The sequence below is a fragment of the Gardnerella sp. DNF01141 genome (assembly GCF_049244255.1).
Classification (GTDB): Bacteria; Actinomycetota; Actinomycetes; order Actinomycetales; family Bifidobacteriaceae; genus Bifidobacterium; species Bifidobacterium vaginale_E.
The window spans coordinates 607552-628913 of record NZ_CP058391.1 but is presented as its reverse complement, the minus strand read 5'-3'; the positions used below and the strand labels follow the sequence as shown (position 1 = coordinate 628913).

The 21362-nt window shown below is 45.4% G+C and carries 11 protein-coding genes and 2 tRNA genes; 11 read left to right on the top strand and 2 right to left on the bottom strand.

What is annotated here, in order from left to right:
- Positions 1-107 precede the first annotated feature (107 nt).
- Positions 108-6035 (top strand): GA module, encoded by a 5928-nt coding sequence (locus HXT35_RS02360; RefSeq protein WP_421788329.1) that lies wholly within the window; start codon positions 108-110, stop codon positions 6033-6035.
- Between the two features lie 381 nt (positions 6036-6416).
- Positions 6417-8144, top strand: a complete 1728-nt coding sequence (locus HXT35_RS02355; protein WP_421788376.1) for a DEAD/DEAH box helicase — start codon at positions 6417-6419, stop codon at positions 8142-8144.
- Between the two features lie 120 nt (positions 8145-8264).
- On the opposite strand, the gene HXT35_RS02350 is transcribed toward HXT35_RS02355, so the two are convergent.
- A complete protein-coding gene (locus tag HXT35_RS02350; RefSeq protein WP_004127651.1) occupies positions 8265-8687 on the bottom strand; it encodes a DUF3052 domain-containing protein in 423 nt (140 codons plus the stop codon).
- An 800-nt stretch (positions 8688-9487) separates the two neighbouring features.
- Between HXT35_RS02350 and nrdD the strand changes: the two genes are divergently transcribed.
- The 6 genes from nrdD to HXT35_RS02320 all read left to right on the top strand — a co-directional run bounded on the left by nrdD (position 9488) and on the right by HXT35_RS02320 (position 16947).
- Entirely contained in the window at positions 9488-11863 is a 2376-nt protein-coding gene (gene nrdD, locus HXT35_RS02345) for an anaerobic ribonucleoside-triphosphate reductase (protein WP_419185104.1), read from the top strand.
- Positions 11864-11948: 85 nt separating this feature from the next.
- The gene (nrdG, locus tag HXT35_RS02340) at positions 11949-12656 is read left to right on the top strand and encodes an anaerobic ribonucleoside-triphosphate reductase activating protein (protein WP_004127646.1); all 708 of its coding nucleotides are present in this window, start codon (positions 11949-11951) and stop codon (positions 12654-12656) included.
- A gap of 66 nt (positions 12657-12722) precedes the next feature.
- Positions 12723-14627 carry an ABC transporter ATP-binding protein gene (locus HXT35_RS02335; protein ID WP_421788326.1) on the top strand — a complete coding sequence of 635 codons (1905 nt, stop codon included), beginning with the start codon at positions 12723-12725 and terminating at the stop codon, positions 14625-14627.
- The gene (locus HXT35_RS02330; protein ID WP_421788324.1) at positions 14627-16660 is read left to right on the top strand and encodes an ABC transporter ATP-binding protein; all 2034 of its coding nucleotides are present in this window, start codon (positions 14627-14629) and stop codon (positions 16658-16660) included. Before HXT35_RS02335 ends, HXT35_RS02330 begins: the two co-directional genes overlap by 1 nt.
- Before the next feature lie 98 nt (positions 16661-16758).
- Positions 16759-16832 (top strand) — tRNA-Asp (locus HXT35_RS02325).
- A 42-nt stretch (positions 16833-16874) separates the two neighbouring features.
- A tRNA-Phe gene (locus HXT35_RS02320) sits at positions 16875-16947 on the top strand.
- A gap of 56 nt (positions 16948-17003) precedes the next feature.
- On the opposite strand, the gene galE is transcribed toward HXT35_RS02320, so the two are convergent.
- Positions 17004-18014, bottom strand: a complete 1011-nt coding sequence (galE, locus tag HXT35_RS02315) for a UDP-glucose 4-epimerase GalE (RefSeq protein WP_004127639.1) — start codon at positions 18012-18014, stop codon at positions 17004-17006.
- Between the two features lie 245 nt (positions 18015-18259).
- On the opposite strand from galE, the gene HXT35_RS02310 reads away from it, so the two are divergent.
- The 3 genes from HXT35_RS02310 (at position 18260) to HXT35_RS02300 (ending at position 21323) form a co-directional block, all read left to right on the top strand.
- The gene (locus HXT35_RS02310) at positions 18260-19588 is read left to right on the top strand and encodes a DivIVA domain-containing protein (protein WP_421788322.1); all 1329 of its coding nucleotides are present in this window, start codon (positions 18260-18262) and stop codon (positions 19586-19588) included.
- 95 nt (positions 19589-19683) lie between these two features.
- Complete coding sequence (locus HXT35_RS02305) at positions 19684-20241, top strand: signal peptidase II (protein ID WP_080572224.1); 558 nt, start codon at positions 19684-19686, stop codon at positions 20239-20241.
- A 2-nt stretch (positions 20242-20243) separates the two neighbouring features.
- The gene (locus HXT35_RS02300; RefSeq protein WP_421788320.1) at positions 20244-21323 is read left to right on the top strand and encodes an RluA family pseudouridine synthase; all 1080 of its coding nucleotides are present in this window, start codon (positions 20244-20246) and stop codon (positions 21321-21323) included.
- Positions 21324-21362: the final 39 nt, after the last annotated feature.

Below are 21362 nucleotides of genomic sequence, written 5' to 3'. Positions count from 1 at the left end.
AATAAACGGAGTGAAGAAAAAATGAAGAAGATTAATGAAGCGAATAATTTTGCTGCTTTAGTAAAGTCTGCTCAAAATGCTAAGTATGCACCGATTTCTAAGAGCGTGTGCGCAGCTATGCTTGCAGGTGCTATGGTGCTCGGGGGGGGGTATTCGTTTCTACTCCTGCATACGCTGACGGTTATGTAGACGGCACTGGAAACAATATTTATTACGGTTATAAAACAGACGCAAGCTATAGCGAAGCTCGTTTCCACATTGAGGTGGATTATTACGATACGCTTAAGAATGCTAAGGCGGGCGGTGCGACAGGCAAAGATCCGCTTGGCAAGTTTGTTCGCGTTCATTATCTTTCTAATTGCAACCAAAAAGATGGCACAGCGGACGACTGGCGATTCCGTCCTATGTGGTGGTACGGCGTTCCTAAGGGTCTCACAAACGTACAAAATATCACATATACACGCGTTGAAAAGCTGACTAAGGGCGGTAATAATCCATTTAAGCCTGCAGGTTCCTCGCAATTTACCTTCACGAATGCTCAAGGCTACGGCCAAGTTTCGCAGAAAACATACCCAACGCCTAAAGACTGGAATGGTATTTCAAATTTCTATTTTGAAGGCGATAATGTACTTGCCAGCAAGGGTTGGAAGCAGCTGCTTGGTCTTAATGGTGGAAAGTACGATAACGCTGGAAATACGGAGAGTCAGTGGAACAGTTACAAGAACGAAACCGCTGGCTTGCAAGGCATTTTCGTAGACTGGGAGTCTGCGGGGCAGCGTTTTTACGATATGACCTACGTTGCCGAGATGACCAAGGAGGCTTGGGAGAAGCGCGATACTAATCCGCTTCGTTTCGTGGCTGGCGTTTACCGTTTTGCAGGTAACTGGCATTATGCGGCTGGACAAAAGCATAATACGCCAAAGATTGCGGATCATTTGACGCTTAAGTATCCTGATGTGACACTTGTGAAAAATCTCAACAGTGTTAGTACCGACGAGCAAAATAAGATTAAAGAGAAAATTGCAGACGTCAATAAAGATACGAAACACTATTCGGAATTAGTGGATAAAGTGGAAGTGTCAGATAAAGGTGTAGCAACTATCACCTTTAAAGACAAGACCACGCGCACAATTCCTGCGAACTTGCTTGTTGCTAAGAATGAATCCGATAGAGATAAGTACAAGCCAAACATGCCCGCGCGCACGCCTGTGGTGAAGCCGTCTCAGTTGACCGCTGATGATAAAAAGGCTGTTATTGAGGCGTTCCAGAAAAAGAACATGCACAATACAGATTTCATCGCACATCTTAAAGAGGGCAACGACGGAATCAAGTTCAATGACGACGGCACGAAGCTTGTTGTGACGTATCAGGATGGTTCAACGCTTGAAATTCCCGCATCTAATCTGGTGTGCCAGGGAGCAACCATCGCCGATTGGGCGCCGTACGTTGTGCCTGATGCGATTGAGGTTGAGAATCTGAAGTCGCTTAATCAAGACGAAATAAATAAGATAGTATCTGCTTTTGATACGGCAAATCAGGGCATTACGCCATATGACGAGGCAAAGGCTCAAAATGGCAATAACGTGCCTGTTACGGTAGATGCCAGCACAGGAGCCGCAACAATCACCTGGAAAGACGGCTCAACAACCACTATCGAAGCCTGGCAGTACCTGAAAGAAAAAGCGAAGCAAACTACAGAACCACCTGCTCCTGCTGAAGCTAAGAAGGAGTTTAAAGTAACTCCTACTAGAATTTTTGAGGTAAACTTCAATCCGTTCAAAACTTCGCAGCAGGAAATAACTACTGCTGGAGCTAATAATACACAGCTTACAAATGTTAGGAATGTATTGGCTGGTTATGCTAAGGATGCTGAAAGTGGTAGTGCAGTTAGCGGTGTAACTGTTGTATATGGTGTCGATTCCACTGGCGCTGGCACAGTCACTTTTAAAGCAGGCGGATACAACGATAAGACTTATCCGATGAGCATGTTCTTCCAGCAGAAGATTGCTAGTCAGAAGCCGGCTCCGGATACCACTTTGCATCATCCAGGTAATATGACTGCTTATCAGTATTATGTGGACCCAGTACAAGTAGATAACGTGAATTCTCCTTCGCCACTAGATCAGATTGCGGCGTTTAAGAAGTTCATGAAGAAGAACTATAATGTGGATATAACCGATCAAGAGGCTACGTCTGCTTATACTCTTAAAGAAAATGATAAGCCTGTATCGGGTGTTACGAATATGCAGCGTTATGTTAAAAACCAAAATAATGGCGCTGGTGTAGTATCGTTTAGCCTTAATACAGATGGAAGTATAGCTGTTCAAGGTTTTGAAACTGGTGAGAATAGTTCGAAGAAACTGTTTGATGTTCCTCTGAAAGATCTTTATGTAGCAAAGACTCAAACTCCTACAGACAACACCTTTGATCAGTTGAAGAAACAGGCTCTTGCGCTTTGGAATCAGAAGAATGGTACTGAACAGCTTACAGATAGGGACTTTAAGAGGGTTGGTATTACTGATCCAAGTAAGTATCCTGCTGATATAAATAGCATGACTGATACTCCTGAGAACAAGACTGCTCTTCGTAAGCTTATTCAACAGCTTACCGAAGCCACAAAGGTTACTCGCAAGTATAACAATCCTGCAGATGTTGAGGTTGAAAACGCTTCTAATCCAACTGATGAAGACTTTAAGAAGGCTATTAAGGCATTCCTTGATGCCAACTACACTGGCGCTGGTGATGTAAATAGTACTACATACTCAATGACTTCTGCTCTTAAGCCAAAGTCTAGTACTGCTGACATGGAGCCATATGATGCTACTAAGAATCCTGTTGGCATCACTACCATCTCAAAGGGTACTGGAAATACGTTAACTGTTACATGCAAAGACAACACTACATTTACTGTTAGCGTCACCTTCAAGAAGAAGGCAGCTCCTGCGCCAGCACCGTCGGGCGATGAGTTGAAGAAGCTGAAAGATGATGCTAAGCAGCAAATCGATCGTAATCCTAACTTGACGAAAGAGCAGAAAGAACAATACAAAAAAGAAATTGGCGACGCGACCACTGCCGACAAGATCAAAGAGATTTTGAAAACTGCTGCTCAGCAGGGCAAAAATAACCAAAATGATCCGTCAAAGGCGCAAACCATAACCGAAAACAAGGGCGGTGGTGCTGCCAAGAAGGAAGCCGAAGACAAGAAGCAAAAAGAAGAGGATAAGCATAATAGCGATCAGCTGAACGATAAGAAAAAGAAAGCTTCCGAAAAGATTGGCAACCTCGGTAATCTAACTCCTGAAGAAAAGGACAAACTAAAAAAGCAGATCAACGGTGACAATACGCCACAAAATTCTGATGGTGCAACAACACCTGAAGAAGTTCAGAAGATTCTGGAAAAAGCCGAGGCGATTAATGCCGCCAAGGGTGCGTTGCAAGGTGACATTGCCAAGGGTGCGCTTCCATTCCTCGACCATGGTACAGGTGATAAGAACAATACCGCGGCTACTCACGCCGACGACGCTGCTCTTAACGAGTTGCTTGGCGGAACTCCTGGTAAGGATCAAACTCTTACCGCTTTGGAAACTGCTCTTGCAAAGAAGGATCCTGCAGCCACAACTGAGGAACTCAACAATGAAGTAGCTGCAGCAAAGCAAGCCAATGCACTCAATGAGCAAAAAGCAAAAGATGCCGCTAACAGGCAACTCGATGCTAAGAAAGATGCGCTTGATAATGCCTATAACGCTTTGACTGACGAGCAAAAGAACTCAGCTAAAGCAAAGTATGATGCTGCTGTTGCTGCAATCAACACTGCTAAGGAAAACGTTGGTAAGGCAACCAAGCCTTCTGAGATCAAAACTGCTGTTGACGGCGTGAACACCTCGTTTGATGAGGCAAACAAAGCAATCAAAGACGCTAAGGGCACGCGCGATACGTCTGGCAACACCAACGATGATAATAACGCTCTTGACGAGGAGAAGAAAGCTCAGACGAAGCGCATTCAAGATAGTGATCTTCCAGAAGCTGATAAGAAGAAGGCTATTGAGGCCATTGATAAGGCCACTAAGCTCGGCGACCCAACGGGTATTGCTGATCGCGCTCTGAAGGCCAAGAAGATTAAAGATGCGCTTGCGGCGATTGACAAGCTCACTCATCTGAACGATGCTCAAAAGCAAGCGTATAAAGATATCATTAACTATACAGATGCAAAAACTAATCCCGACACTGGCAAGGACGACATCGATGATGCGCTTGCCAATGCTACTGCAGCCGACGCCGCAATGGCTCGCCTTGAAACCCTGAAGAAGACAGCTGATGAGTTCGCTAAGGGCGAGAAGTATAAGAATTCTACTGATCATGCTAAGAAGGATGCGTTTGATCATGCGCTCAACGCAGCTGGTGCCGTTCTAGCTAAGAAAACTGGCGACGCCAAGGGCGCGGATCAGGTTAATGATTTGTATAAGGATCTTCTTAAGGCCATGCAGGCAATCGATGACAAAGTTAAAGGCGCAGGCGTTAGTACCGATGCGCTTCAGGCTGAAGTAGATAATGACTCTAAGTTTAAGCCAACGCAGGCCGATCCAACCGATCCCGCTAAGCCAGCTACACCTGGTGATCCTATCTACAACACATCTTCTCAAGATAATAAAAACGCTTTTGACAAGGCTTTGAAGGATGCGAAAGATGCTTTGAAGACTGCTAAAGAAGATAACGCAAATCAAGCGAAGCCAGACACTACTCCGCGCACTCCAGAACAGGAAGCGGACGCGCAAAAGGTTGTTGACGAAGCGCTTGACAAGCTTGTTAAGGCTCGCCTTGCTTTGGACGGCGTAAACACTAAGCCGTTGCAAGAGGAGATTGATAAGGATGGCGCTGTTAAAGGTGAAGCAAAGTACACAAAGGCTTCTCCAGATAAGAAGACTGCGTTTGATAATGCTCTTCAAGCTGCTAAGGATCTTATCGATAAGCTGACTGGTAAGAAGACTCCTTCTCAAGACGATCATCTTGACACCAAGGAGAATAAGCAGAAGGCTTTGGATGATGCTTTTAAGGCTTTGCAGAAGGCTTATAACGAGCTTGACGGCTCTGCTACGGCACCAACGCCGACCCCAATTCCTTCTGCTGTTGATAAGACGGATTTGGCTGCTGAGCTTTCTAAGGCGAATACTTTCGGGCGTTATCTTTCTTATTTGATTTCGTCTTCGGATAAGCAGGATGCTTATGATGCGGCTTTGGCTGAAGCTCGTCGCGTTTACGGTGATCCTAATGCAACGCAGGATGAGGTGAATGCTGCTGCTGCGGCTTTGCGTCGTGCTGCTGCGGCTTTGCGTGGTTATGCGTGGCTTGATGATGGCACTGTTTCGCCAATTCCAAGCCCATTGCCAACGCCTGGTGCTGGAACTGGTGATGCTGGCTCTGGTAATGCTGGCTCTGGTTCTGAAGCTGGTTTTGGTGTGAACGATAATGCGCCTACTACTGTGGATAAGGGCGAGTTGAACGTTCAGATTGATAGTGCTGAAGCTGATTCTCAGCCTGGTAATGCTGGTAACGGTAACGCTGGCAACAGTAACACTGGCTCTAATAATGCTGGTGCTGGCGCAAACTCAGGTAACGCTGGTAATGCCAACAATAATGCTGGTAATGGCGCAAATTCTGCTGCTGTGGATGCTGCTGTTGAAAGTTCGCCGGCTGTGAAGCAGGCTGATGCTCAAGTGGCTCAAGCTCAGGCGGCTTTGGATGCTGCTTTGGCTGAGGCTAAGAAGGTTGCTGCTGATCCTAATGCAACTCAGGCTCAGGTTGATGCTGCGGCTCATAACCTTTCTGCTGCTCGTAAGGCTTTGGCTGAGGCTAAGGCTCATGCGGCTCAGGTTCGTGCTTCTGTGCGCGCTCAGGTGTTGAAGAGTGGTGGTGTGTCTCAGCTTAGCAAGACTGGTAGTGACGTGTCTGTGTTCGGCTTGTTTGCTGCTGTTGCTGCGGCTGGTGCTGCGTTCTTCGTGACTAAGCGCCGCGGTACTTCTCGCAATAGCAACAACTAGGCGAGCTGCTGAAAAGCCTACAAAGCTTGCCAAACCTGCAAAGCCTGCAAAGCTTTTAGTCAAGCTGCGAAAATTGCGCGAATTTAAGTGCGAATTTAAGTAATAGCGTGCGTTTCGCCAGCTTACTTAATCGCATAAGTAGGTACAAAAAAAGCCTCACCTGTGATTCTTCACGGTGGGGCTTTTTCGTCTGGTTTTTTGCCTATAAACTGTATCTTTCTTGACTTGCGGTAAAAATTTGCCGGAAATTTTCCGGCTTTTGTTGTTGTTTTGGCTGAGTTTGACCACAAATGCTGTGATTGTGCGGCGCGTGTGCTAGGCTCAGTTAGTTCACGGTTTGAAATTTAAGTTTTGAATACACATATTTTACGAAAGGCTATTGTGCCGCATACTCATAATGCTGCGTCTCATCAAAAGCGAGGCGCGAAGAATAATCACGAATTTAATGCGCGCAGAGAGCGCAATCGTAAGGCGGAAAAGGTGCGTGAAAAGGCGCGTCAGAAAGCTTTGCGCTACGAGGAGACTGCAATTCGCGATGCTGAGCAGGATTTCGCTAAAAAGGATTTCACTAAAAAAGAAAATAGTAAGAAAGATTTCACTAAAAACAATAAATCTTCTAAAAATTCAGTAATTATCCCAGATTCTGCAATAGAATCGCGCGAAAACTATAGCGACGACGTAACTTTTACGCAGCTTGGCGTGCCAGATCCTCTTGTAGAAGTCTTGCGTGAGGATGGCAAAACCACAGCGTTTCCAATCCAGCAGGCCACGCTTCCGGATTCTTTGCAAGGCGCGAATATTCTAGGACGTGGCCGCACAGGAAGCGGCAAAACCTTAGCGTTTTCTATTCCACTTGTTGCTCGCTTGGCAGAAAATTTTGTCGATCTAATTAAAACAGGCAAAAAGCGCAACCAAAACGAAAGTGGCGATATTCCAGCTCCTCGCGCAATGATATTGGCTCCAACGCGAGAGCTTGTGCATCAAATTGATGATGTTATTGCCCCTCTTGCAGCGGCTTACGGAATGCGCACAGTGACAGTGTATGGCGGAGTTAGATACCAGCGCCAGGTATCGCAGCTTAAGCAGGGTGCGCAAATCGTGCTCGCTTGCCCTGGTCGCTTGGAAGATTTGATTCGACAGGGCGCGTTGACTCTTGAAAAAGTGATGGTTAGCGTGCTTGACGAGGCAGATGAAATGGCTGATATGGGCTTTTTGCCGGCTGTTACGCGACTTCTTGAACAGGTAGATCCTAACGGTCAGCGCATGCTGTTTTCTGCCACGCTAGACAAGCAAGTCTCTACTCTTGTGAATCGATTCCTTCCTGACGCTGTGATTCATGCGGTTGACGATGCTGATTCGCAGGTTGACACTATGACGCATCATATTTTTGCCGTGTCTGCGGGAGATAAGTACGAGGTTTTGCGAAAGCTTGCTTCCGGTTGCAAGCGTTCCATATTCTTTACGCGCACGAAATATCAGGCGAAGAATATGGCGAAAAAGTTTGTGCAACAGGGTATTCCTGCTGTTGATTTGCAGGGTAATTTGTCGCAAAATCAGCGAGATCGTCATTTAGCTGTGTTTTCGGAAGGCTTGGTGCGAGTGCTGGTTGCAACGGATGTTGCGGCGCGAGGCATTGATATTAGTGACGTTGCGTTGGTTGTGCAAACTGAGCCGCCGGAAGACCCGAAGTCGTTCTTGCATCGTTCGGGCCGTACCGCTCGTGCAGGCGAGGAAGGCGATGTTGTTACTCTTGTGCTGCCTAATCAGAAGCGCGCGGCGCACACTATGCTTCGTCGAGCCGGAATTAACGCTAAAGCGGAAGACGTAAATCCTGCATCGCCTGTTTTAGATGAGATTGTGGGAGATGCGGCTGAGCTTCAGGAAGGCTGGAGCATGCCGGAGCCTGAGCAGCAGAAGCGCAAAGGTCGCGGTCGAGGGCGCGGGCGCGGACACGGTGGGCATGGTCACAGTGGTGCGCGCAAATCCGAGCGTAAAGCTGAGAGCAAAGTAGATCGTAAATCTGAGCGTAAAACCGAGCGTAAATCTATCCGCGAACGCGTAAGTAGCCGCGGGCGTGGTCACAACAACATGTCGAAGAGCGTGAAGTGACCAAAACTGCGCAATCGTGTGTAGTTTATGCCGTTTTTTCGTAAGATTCCGACAAAAACAGCGCAAGACTGAGTAGTTTAGGTCGTTTTTGTATAAGATTTCGACCAAAACTACTCAGTTTTACTTAGACTGACCTTTACCGAAGGCGCGCAACTGAATACCGTTCCAATCTGCGCTTACAGTTAAAGGTGTTGCGGCGTTCATTCCGGCCGTCTTTGCAGCAGATTGTACGGTGCTAGAACTTGGGGAACCTTCGCGTCCAGGCTTAGGTGTTAGAACCCACATAGGAGCGTCGTCGTCAAGCATATTTGTGGCATCCATAATGGTGTCTGCAAGCTCGTCTTCATCGTCGCCGTCACGCCACCAAATAATTACGCCATCAACAGCAGCATCGTAATCTTCGTCTACCAATTCTTCGCCGGTAAGCTGTTCGATACTTTCGCAAATTGTTTCGTCAACATCGTCGTCCCAGAGCCATTGTTGCACAATGTCTCCTGGTTGGAATCCGAATTCCTGTGCATGCTGAAAAGCTATCTGTTCCACGTGACTCAATATATCAAAGCGTCACGAAGTGCGCGCCTGCAACGGCGTGTATTATATTTGTGCCTATTTTTGTTAATTAGAGAACACTAGCATTCATGCTGCCGCACACACCACACCAGGCACTCATACCTACGCACCCACCCGCAGCTTAATTGCGATACTTTAGTGTATGAATATTCGTGTGGTGAGATTTGAGATTTTTCGCACTGAGCGAGGCGAACGTCAGAGCCGAAGGCTGCTGATTCGCCAAGCGAAGAAGAAAAATCGAAAAATCTCTGCGATGTGCACGGTTATTAACGAATTAGCATGCAGAGTTTGGGGGATTTCTTTACGAGCACTAAAAGAGGACTGAGAAGCTACATTCTTTAAGAAAGGCGAACACGCTAAACTCTTTTAACAGCCAGAGCGCCCGAAGGACGGGACGTGCGAGGAGAGAAATCCACCAAAACTCGCGCCACGGCAAGCAAGAGCGTAGCGCTGCGAGATAAGTAATTCCTATCTCACGCAGCCACTCCAGAAACCCGCCAGCAAAACGCCACACAGTAAACACGCCAGCAATCAAGCCTACCTCCTCCTCGACACGCCTCAAAAATCGCGAATGTGAAATAAATCACTATATATAGTTTGTTATCTTTGCGTTTCTCCCTAGATATTGGGCATGAGTTGAGTTATAGTAGAGCAAGTCGTTGCGAATATAATGCTTTTGCAGCGAGAGAACGGTTAGAAGAACAGTGTTATGAGAAAGGTCTGTACCGATGCAGGTTTTGGAAGAAACTGACGCCAAGAGCGCAGCAATTCGCATGGATGATGACTTAGTTGCAGCTCCAGTTTCCCGCGTGCAGGTCGAAAAGCGCGATGGTCGCGTAGTTGATTTCGATTCGATGAATATCATTATGGCTATTAAGGCTGCTTTTAAGGACTTAGGTAAGGAAGTTGGTCCTCAGGAAGAGCAGATGATTCGCGGTATTTCGGATCGTATTGAGGCTGAAATTCAAGATCGTTACAATGGTCCAGCAAAAATCGAGGATATTCAGACCCTGGTTGAGCACGGCCTTATTGAAAATCATCTTTACGAGGTTGCCCGCTGCTACACAAGCTACCGTTTGAACCGAGATATTGATCGTGCAAAGGCTACCGATATTAACGAAGCTGTTAATCGCCTTGTGAATCGTGACGAAACGCTTGTGCGCGAAAACGCAAATAAGGATTCTAACGTTTACGCTACTCAGCGTGATCTTCTTGCGGGCGCTGTTTCTAAGGCTTCTGCGTTCTCTATGCTTCCTCACGCGGTTTCTAACGCGCATATGAAGGGTGATATTCACTTCCATGACGCTGATTATTCGCCATTTACTTGCATGAGCAACTGCTCGCTTCCTGATTTTGGAGACATGCTCGCTAAGGGCTTTGCGCTTGGAAATGCAATGATGGATAGTCCGAAGTCTATTGGTACTGCTGCAACTCAGGTTACGCAGATTATTAAGGATATTGCTGGCGCGCAATACGGTGGTCAGACTGTTAATCGTGCTGACGAAATGCTTGAGCCTTACGCTAAGTGCGATTATGAGAAGAACTTGGCAATGGCCCACGCTATGATTCCGGATTCTACGCCGATTGAAGTTGCGAAGGATATGATTGACGGTTTGAAGGCTCAGGAGCCTAAGAATCTTCACTGCTCAGACAGGGATCCGCTTCCTGCTGACACTCCTTTTGATGAGAACTTGAGTGAGCTTGATCAGCTTCGTGAAGTTTATGCAAAGATTATGACGCGTAAAGCTATTTACGATGCTATGCAAACGATGGAGTATCAGATTAATTCCAACCGTGTTTCTAACGGCCAGACTCCGTTTGTAACTGTTGGTTTTGGCTTGGGTACTTCTTGGTTTGCTCGCGAAATTCAGCGTGCTATTTTGCTTAATCGTATTCGCGGCCTCGGCAAGGATCGTCATACCGCAATCTTCCCTAAGCTTGTGTTTACTATTAAGCACGGTGTAAACGCAGATGCTGGCGACCCGAACTATGATTTGAAGCAGCTGGCTCTTGAGTGCTCTACTAAGCGCATGTATCCGGATGTTGTGTTTTACGAGAACATTGTTAAGATTACTGGCTCGTTTAAAGCTCCTATGGGCTGCCGCTCCTTCCTTCAGGGCTGGGTTGATCCAAAGACTGGTAAGGATGTTGAAGATGGCCGCATGAATCTTGGCGTTGTGACGGTTAACATGCCGCGTATTGCTCTTGAATCTCACGGCGATGTGACTCGCTTCTGGAAGCTTTTTGACGAACGTATGGAAGTTGCTCACCAGGCTTTGCGATTCCGCATTATGCGTTGCAAGCAGGCAACTCCAGTGAACGCTCCAACTCTGTTCCGTTATGGTGCTTTTGGCCGTTTGGAAGCTAACGAGAGTGTTGATCAGCTGTTCCGTAACGAACGCGCTACAGTTTCGCTTGGTTACATTGGTTTGTACGAAACTACGGCAGTGTTCTTTGGCAAGGATTGGATGAAGGATCACAGCTGGAATGAGGATGGCAAGCAGTTTGCGCTTTCTTTGGTTCGCCGCATGAATAAGCTTTGCCAGCAGTGGTCGAAGGCGGAAGGCTACCACTATTCCGTTTACTCAACTCCTGCAGAGTCTTTGACTGACCGCTTTAACCGCATGGATCGTCAGAAGTTCGGCCGCATTGAAGGCGTTACCGATCACGACTTCTACACTAATTCCTTCCATTACCCAGTTTGGTTGCAGCCAACTCCTATGGAGAAGCTTAGCTACGAGGTTGACTTCCCGTATCTTGCTTCCGGCGGCTTTATTAACTACTGCGAGTTCCCATGCTTGCAAGCAAATCCTAAGGCTTTGGAAGCTGTTTGGGATTACGCTTATAAGATTGGCATTGGCTACTTGGGTACGAATACGCCTATTGATCACTGCTTCGTTTGCGGATTCCAGGGCGATTTTGAGCCAACTAAAGAAGGCTTCCGCTGCCCAGAGTGCGGCAACAGCGACCCAGATAAGTGCAATGTTACTAAGCGTACTTGCGGCTACTTGGGCAATCCTGTTCAACGCCCAATGGTTCACGGCCGCCACGAGGAGATTGCGCACCGCGTAAAGCACATGTCTGGCGAAACTGGTCACGTGACGCTGGATAATGGCGAATCTCGCGAATGGTACGAGGAGACTAAGTAACGCGTCAAGTCGCGTCAAGTCGCGTAAAATATAATAAAATATCATAAAATAAAGTAAAAGCTAGGCTAAATTAAAGGTTGGAACCATGGCTCGCATAAGTTTGCACGATTTTTCACCTGCAGACGTTAACCGCGGGCCTTGGATTCCAACCTCTCTTTCTAATAATCCTCGCGCTGGCCAATGGTCTAGCGAGCGCATGAGCCAGGGCATGATTGCCGATTACAAGCGTTTTTTGATGACCGACGGTGAGGGTATTCGCTGCTCGCTTTACGTTTCCGGCTGCCCGTTCCATTGCGTTGAATGCTATAACGAGTCGATTTGGGATTTTCGCGCAGGCCACCCTTATACTCAAAAGCTTGAAGACCAGATTATGGAAGATTTGGCGCAGCCTTATGTGCAAGGTTTGACTTTGCTTGGCGGTGAGCCGCTGCTTAATACTGGTATTTTGCTGCCTCTTTGCAAGCGTATTAGAAAAGAGTTTGGCAATACAAAAGATATTTGGAGTTGGACCGGCTACACGTGGGAAGAGCTTATGCGCCCGGGGGAGACTCCGGATAAGCTTGAGCTGCTGCAATATATTGATATTCTTGTTGACGGCCGCTATATGAAGAATTTGCATGATTCGCTTCTGCAATTTCGCGGCTCTAGCAATCAGCGAATTATTGACGTGCCAAAGTCTTTGGAAAATCCGCACGATCCTCCTGTAATTTGGGAAAAGCTTCACGATCAGGAGCGTTTTATTCCGTCGATTTACGGCAAAGATCGCGTACAAGGCGAAGGCGATGCTTCATAAATCCTTACTGCCTTATATTCAAAGGTGATACTATTGAACTTAAGAATCACTTAGGGAAGGGGCGCAATGGCGGAGGAAGTAACGCGAAAATCGTCGAAGAAATCAAAAAACCGCGCTAATCGTGCTCCTCACGCCTTACGCACCGTTCTTCATTCTTTAAAAAAGTATCGTCTGCTTGGAATTCTTACTTCCGTAACAATCATTTTTGAAGCGGCAATGCAAATTATGATTCCGTCTGTAATGTCAAGTCTTATTGATTTTGGCATTGTAACGCGCTCCAATTCCGCAGCATTGTATTACGGTTTTCAGTTGCTTATTTTTGCTGCATTTTCTGTGATTGCAGGCGCTATTTCAGGCGTTTGTTGCGCGCATTCTAGCGCCGGTTTTGGTAGAAATTTGCGGCACAATATTTTTTCGCAACTGCAACTTTTAAGTTTTTCTGATTTAGATAAGTTTTCTACCGGCACGATTGTAACCCGCATGACTAGTGACGTGTCGAATGTGCAGTTTGCTTACCAGCTGATTATTCGTTCAGGCGTTCGTAGTGTTGTGATTATTGTGGCCGCCTGGTGGTTTACTTTTTCAATTAGTCCTGCTATTTCTTGGGTTTTTCTTAGCTTTGTGCCAATTGTTGGTTTGATTGGGGCGGTTGGTGCTGCAATTGTTGCGCCTAAATTTATGCGAATTTACCGCATTGTTGACGAGCTGAACAATCAGGTTGGTGAGAATTTACACAATATTCGTGTTGTGAAGTCTTATGTGCGCGAAGATTATGAAAATAGCCGTTTTATGCGGATTTCTCTTAAGCTTTACGAGCATTTTCTTAAGGCAGAGTATGTGCTTAATTACAGTATTCCGCTGTTTAATCTGTGTTTTTATACAGGAATGTTGCTTGTTGCGTGGATGGCTTCGCGCGAAATTGTGGCTTCTGGAAATAATCCTGCTTTTGGCTTAACTACAGGAAATCTTGCGGCATTAGTGGTGTATGCGCTGCAAATTTTATTTGCGCTTGCGAATTTGGTTGCAGTTTTTGTTATGACTGTAACGGCGCGCGCTTCTATGCATCGAATTGCTGCTGTTCTGCAATCTAAAAACACTGAGACTGTTTCTTCTAAGCCACTTACCGAGCTTTCCGACGCTTCTGTGCGTTTTGAGCATGTTTCGTTGAAGTATTCGAATTCAGATAATTCAGATAATTCAAATAATCAAAATAATTCAGATAATCCATATGAAAACGCTCCTGCGGAACGGGAAATTTTACAGGATATAAACTTGAGTATTCCTTCCGGATCAACTGTTGGAATTGTGGGCGCAACTGGTTCTGGAAAATCAAGCCTTGTGCAACTTATTGCAAGGCTTTACGACGCAACTTCCGGCGCGATTTTTGTTGGTGGCGCGAATATTTTAGATTATAATCCACAAAGTTTGCGCGAAGAAGTTGGCGTTGTTTTGCAAAAAAATATTCTGTTTAGTGGCACAATTTCCGAAAATCTTCGTTGGGGAAGTAAGGATGCCAGCGACGAAGATTTGCGCGAGGCTTGCAAAATTGCTTGCGCCGACGAGTTTATTAACGATTTGCCAGATTCTTACAACACTTATATTGAGCAGGGCGGTAAGAATATTTCAGGCGGTCAACGTCAGCGTTTGTGTATTGCTCGAGCGCTTTTAAGAAAGCCTAAAATTTTAATTCTCGACGACTCTATGAGCGCTGTAGATATGAAAACGGATCGTAAAATCCGTGAAGGCTTAAAGAATTTTATGCCAGATTCCACGCAGATTATTGTGGCTCAGCGCATCTCCTCAATCGAGCACGCAGATATTATTGTTGTTTTACAAAACGGCCGCATACTTGCCAAAGGATCTCATGAGGAATTGATTAAGTCTTGCGAGCTTTATAAAAATATGGCGGAATCTCAAGCAAAAAGTCGTGTGCAAAGTAAGGAAAATATTGCGGAAGAAGGTGTTGAATAATGGCTACAAATAAAAACACTCGCGCAATAAATTGGCCGGCTCTAAAACGTCTTGTTTCTTGCGTAATGGTTTATCGTGCAAAAATTTTCGTAATTTTAGTCGCGATTATTGTGAGTTCTATTGTTCAAGCGGCTTGCGCAATGTTCCTGCAATCTCTTGTGGACGTGTATATTCTTCCGCTTATTGGCAAGCATAATCCGGATTGGACGCCGCTTTCGCGCATGATAATTCTTATGGCAAGCGTGTACGCAGTTGGTGTGTTCAGCTGCTGGCTTTGGAGCAGGTTGGTTGCGCAAATTTCTGAAAGCGTTATGCGCGATTTGCGTAACACAATGTTTAAGCATCAGCAAAAACTTTCGCTTAAATATCTTGATTCTCAAGGCTACGGCGATGTTATGAGCCGCTATACGAACGATACTGAAGTTCTTCGTGAAGCGATTTCTTGGGCTTTTCCGGACTCTTTTTCTGCACTTATATCTATTACAGCAGCCTTTGTGTCTATTATGTGGCTTTCGCTTCCTATTGCCGCTTTTGTGCTAGTATTTACGGCTTTGCTGCTTTATTTAGTCAGATTTATGCTTAAGCGCTCAGGTAAACTTTTTGAACAATTTCAAAACGCTTTGGGCGAGTTGAATAAATTTGTTGAAGAATCAGCGACCGGTAAAAAAGTCATTAAAATTTTCAATCACGAAGATGCTACAACAAAAAAATTAGATATTTACGCTGAAAAAGTGCAAAAACTTTCGGCAAATGCTAATTCTTACGCAAATAATGTAATGCCGGTAATTAGTAACGCAAGCTACCTTCTTTATGTGCTTATTGCTTTACTAGGTGCGTGGGCAGTTTCTGCAGGAATTCCAACTTTTGGCCTTGCTGCCTCTGGTCCTCTTACGCTTGGAACGCTAATATCGCTTCTTACTCTTTCGCGCGCGTTTATTAACCCTATTGGCGAAATCACAATGCAAATTAATTCGCTTATGATGGCTTTGGCTGGAGTGTCACGCATTTTTGAGTTTCTTGACGAAGATCCTGAACCAGATTCTGGCACTGTTCGCCTTGTAAAAGTAAGAATTTGTCAATCTTCTGAGCATCTTTCTAGCAAATCAACATTTAAAGTTTTGCAAGAAGTTGACGAAAAAGAAGAAGGCGCGAATATTTATTGGGCTTGGAAGCGTGATGCTAAAGATAACGGCACTAAAGCAACTAAGCGCGCGCAGGAATTAAGTCAAATGGCTCAAGAGGTGGTTTGCCATGCAAAACGAGACGCTCTAACTTCTGAAGATGGCAGATACACTTTGCTTCGAGGAGACGTGCGCTTTACAGATGTTGTGTTTGGCTACGATTCCAAAAAACCTGTTTTGCATGATATTACTTGGTTTGCAAAGTCGGGTCAAAAAGTTGCTTTAGTAGGCGCTACGGGTGCTGGAAAAACTACTATTGCTAATTTGCTTACGCGTTTTTACGATATTGACGACGGTCAGATTTTGTACGACGGAATTGACGTTAGAGATATTCTAAAAACGGATTTGCGTTACGCTATTGGCACAGTTCTTCAGGACGTGAACTTATTTACAGGCACAGTAATGGATAATATTCGTTACGGAAACCTAGATGCTAGCGATGAAGATTGTGTTAACGCTGCGAAATTAGCTCATGCCGATGCTTTTATTTCTAAACTTGAAGATGGTTATAATACGAAGCTTACTGGCGGAGGAGAAGATCTTTCGCAAGGTCAAAAGCAGCTTATTGCGATTGCTCGCGCGGCTGTTGCAAATCCGCCGGTGCTTATTTTGGATGAGGCAACTTCTTCAATCGATACTCATACTGAGGCCTTAGTGCAGTACGGCATGGATTCTCTTATGGAAGGGCGCACTGTGTTTGTAATTGCGCACAGGCTTTCTACTGTTCGTAATGCGGATGTGATTATGGTTTTGGATCACGGCCAAATTATTGAGCGTGGTTCTCACGAGGAGTTGTTAGCTAAGCGCGGGGAGTATTATCAGCTTTGCACTGGCGCGATTGAGCTTGAGTAGCGTTTTATTTGTGGGCAACACGCCGAAAGAGCTGGGCACTTGCTTTTTGGTGAGGATTCTGTAAGATAGTGACTCGGCTGTTCGAGAGAATAAGCCACGGCCCCGTAGCTCAGTTGGTTAGAGCGCCGCCCTGTCACGGCGGAGGTCACCGGTTCAAGTCCGGCCGGGGTCGCGATTAGTAAAGGCCCGGTTAACCGGGTTTTTTATTCATCATGGCTCTGTAGCTCAGTTGGTAGAGCGAGCGACTGAAAATCGCTAGGTCAGCGGATCGATCCCGCTCGGAGCCACAAACAAAAAACGCGCGGCAATTTTGTCGCGCGTTTTGCTTTATCTAGTCAGTCTACTAGTCAATCTGCTTCCACGATTCAACATCAATATGATGTTCAGGATTTGCCTGCCAAGCTGCCCAAGCAGATTCCACAATATCTTTTACATCGTAGCGAGCGTACCAGCCCATTTCCTCATTAATGCGCTTTGGGCTGCCAATAAGCTGAGGAGGGTCTCCTGCTCGACGATCCAGCACAGTTTCCTTAAATGGAAGGCCTGTAACTTTTCGTACTTCTTCAACAATTTCTCGAACGGAAGTGCCTTTACCAGTTCCAACATTAAAAGAATCGTACTTGCGATTATCCAAATCCAAATACTTAAGCGCTTCAAGATGAGCGTCTGCCAAATCTGAAACGTGAATGTAGTCACGAATGCAAGTGCCATCTGCAGTAGGATAGTCGTCACCAAAAATAGCAGGAGCTTTACCGCGCTGCAAACGTTCAAAAAGCATAGGAATCAGGTTCAAAATTGCAGGATCTTCTAATTCAACCGGACCGCAGCCTGCAACATTGAAATAACGCAGTGCGCAGAAGCGAATGCCGTAAGTGTGCTCGCAAGCGCGTGCCATCCACTCGCCAAAAAGCTTAGTCTGTCCGTAAGGGTTGATTGGAATCATAGGAACAACGTCTTCTGGCACAACATCAACAGGTGGAACGCCGTAAGTTGCTGCGGAAGACGAGAATACGAGCTTCTTTACTCCGCTATCTTTCATGCCCTCAAGAACATTCAGCATACCGTTAATATTCTGCTGATAATACCAAAGCGGCTTTTCAACGGACTCGCCAACCTGCTTTCTGGCAGCAAAATGAATTACGGAATCAACATTCTCGTCCTTCATAATTTGCGCAAGACGCGCACCGGCATCTGGAGAGGCAATATCCATGCCATAAAGTCGAGCGCCTTCGATTCTAGTAGGCTTTCCGTAGCTTAAATCGTCTACTACAACAACATTCTGATTTATTTTATGTAAGGCGTGAACTACGTGTGCTCCAATGTAACCGCATCCGCCTGTAACAAGAACAGTCATTATTGACCTTTCCTCGTATTTTGTATCTTTTTGTAATCTCTGCAATTATATCCCGCTAAACTGAACTATAGTTTGTGAGCTGTGAAATATATCAATCATCTTTTGCTGTTTAATACGTAATTTTTTATAAAATCGGCGTTTTGCGCATAAATTTTCGCATTATTTGCCCTAATTTTCTGCGTACGTGATAGCATCGAATAGATATATATCAATGAGATGCGTCCCAAAAGCGAGGTGTAAAGCATATGACTCTGTTGACGCCTAAGGACATTCGAGAGCATACCTTCCAGATTGTACGTTTCAAGGGAGGATATGACGTTGACGAGGTTGACGAATTTCTCGATCAAGTTACAGAAACAATAGAAGCGCTTGGTCAGCAGGCAGTGCAGGGACTTGGTGCTTCCACACAATCCCTCGGCCGCGATGTTGCGGGCTTGAATACCAAGATTGCTGAGTTGACTTCTAAAGTTGAGTCCTTAACTCAAGAAAATGAAACGTTGCGCAACGCTGCTAAGCAGCAGGGTGAATCTAATGAATCTGCTGAAAAGCTTGAGGCGACTGAAACTAAGTTGCGTGAAGCTGAAGAAAGCAACCGTGCTCTTACCGCTCAAAACCAACAGCTTAAGGAGCAGCTGGATGGCTTGGGTGCTCAGGTTGATCAGCTTACTGCTCAAACCGCTAAGGCAGATAACGCAGATAAGGTTCAGAAGGAGCTTGAAACTGTTACTCGCCAGCGCGATGACTTCCGTGCAAATAGCGAAAACTTGGGTCGTGAGCTCGAAGCTGTTCGTCAGCAGCTTGTTGTTACCCAGCAGGAAAACGCTAGGGTTCAGGAGCTTTCTAAGCAGCTTGAAGAATCTCGTCAGCGTGAAGAGCAGCTTCGTCAACAAGTTTCTAAGATGGAGCCAAATACTGAAACTGGTAGCTTGCAGAAGATTGCTGGCGCTGGTGCTGATGCCCAGGGTTCTGAGCCAGAGCGCGCAACTGCTATGTTGACTCTTGCAATGCAATTGCACGATCAGTACGTTGATAAGGGCAAGGCTAAGGCTCAGCAGATTGTTGAAGAGAGCCAGGCTCGCTATAACGAAACAGTTGCTAAAGCTGATGAGTATTCTGAGCGCACTCGTTCTGAGGCAGATGAGTACAATAAGCAAACTCGTGCCGATGCAGATGATTACTCTACTCGTACTCGCAGCGATGCTGATTCTTATGCTGCTCGTGCTCATAATGAGGCTGATGCTTACTCTGGTAAGGTTCGTCAGGCTGCTGACGATTATGCTAAGCAGACTCACGATCAGGCTGACCAGTACGAGTCCGAAGTACAGCATCGCGCTGCAGACTATGATTCTACAACACGCACAGCTGCTGACGCTTATGCTCGTCAGGTGCGCGAGAATCTTGAGAAGCAGACTCAGGTTATTGAAGGCAATATTCAGAGCCTCAAGCAGTTTGAGACTGAGTATCGCACTCGCTTGACTGACTTCCTTGGCCAGTTGGTTGCTCAAGTTTCTGACGAAAACGCGTATGCTTCTCTTGGTCAGAAGCAAGCTTCCAATGAGGATAAGCAAGAGTAGTTTTCTTCTTAAAGCGCGTAACTTTTAAATGTTCTCGCGCTTTAAGCAGATGCTATTTTTATTTACAGATCGGATAAAAATTGACGCATAGAGATGTGCGTGTGAAACGGCTGCGTACTCGCGCAGCCGTTTTTGCACTTATTGTTATTGTTGGGCTTGTTGTGGATCGCCTTAGCAAACTGTGGGCTCTTAGCGCTTTACAGTACGGAAAGCAGATTGTTTGTATTCCTAATTCCTTAATGCTTTCGCTTGTGCGAAATGGCGGTGCTTCGTTTGGTCTAGGTTCTGGCTTGACTAGTTTTATTAGCATAGTGGCGATTTTGGCTTGTGTAGCTATGCTTGCTGCAGTTCGTCGCACAAAATCTTTGCAGTGGACGATTGTGCTGTCTTTAGCGTTTTCTGGCGCTTTTGGCAATTTGATTGATCGTGCAATTTATGCCGAGCATTTTTTGGACGGCAAAGTTGTTGACTTTATTAACTACGGTTGGTCAGTTGGTAACGTTGCGGATATTATTCTTGCTATTGCAGGCATTTGGTTTGTTGGTTTGATTTTGTTTGAAACGCCGTTTAAGCCTGGCGAAAGTGATGACGAAAACACTGACGAAAATGCTTTTGAAAATACTTCCGAAAATACTTCCGAAAGCAACAATTAATTATGCAAAGCAGTATGCCGGTTCCTGAAGATTTAGTTGGTTGCCGTTTTGACGTTGCAGTTTCAAAATTGCGCAATATTTCGCGTTCAAAAGCAAGCGATTTTATTTCAAAAGGCTCTGTGCGTATTGCTAATCGTAAAGCAAATAAATCCGCACTTTTGCTTAGTAGTGACGAAATAATATTCGATGATTTAGTTGGCGAAGATTTTGCTGAAAATAGTTGCAAAAATGATGCGCTTCAAGACGAAAGCCAGCAAAAAAATCTGCAGAATATTCAAATAGATATTCAAATAGATAATCAAATAGATAATCAAATAGATAATCTGCAAGATAATCAACAAAATAATCAAATAGAGCTACAGCTACAAAATCAAGCAATCGAACAAAGCATGAAAATCGCTTATAAAGACGAAGATATTGTGGTTGTAGATAAGCCTATTGGAATGGCTGCTCACCAAGCTCAAGGCTGGTGTGGTCCAACAGTGGGAGAGGCTTTAGAAAAACGCGGAATTAGTATTTCGCATACTGCTGGAGATGAAAATCGCCGTGGTATTGTAAGTCGTCTTGATGCTGGCACAAGCGGCCTAATGCTTGTTTGCAGAACAGATTTAGCGTATGAAGAAATGAAAAAGCAGTTTGCTAATCACACTGTTAAAAAAACATATCATGCGCTTGTTCAAGGCGACTTAACGCAAAATAAAGCAACAATTGAAGCTCCTATTGGTCGCGCAAAAGTATCTGATTTTCGTTTCACAATCACGCCAAATGGAAAACCTGCTGTTACGCATTGGGATGTTCTTGAACGCTTCGGTCAAGCAACTTTAGCAAGTGTTAACTTGGAAACTGGGCGCACTCATCAGATCCGCGTGCATTTTACGTCTATTGGTCATCCTTTGGTAGGGGATTCAATGTATGGGGCGAATCCAGTTTTGGCTAAAAAGCTTGGTTTAACAAGGCAGTGGCTTCACTCTATGGAGCTTATTTTTACGCATCCTAGAACGGGCAAAGTTATTAGAGTAGAGTCGAATTATCCTTCTGATTTGCAACACGCTTTAGAAGCCATGCGAGAATTATCAAAGTAGCGTTTTTGCATTTTTCGGTCAGCTTTCGCTTATAGAATA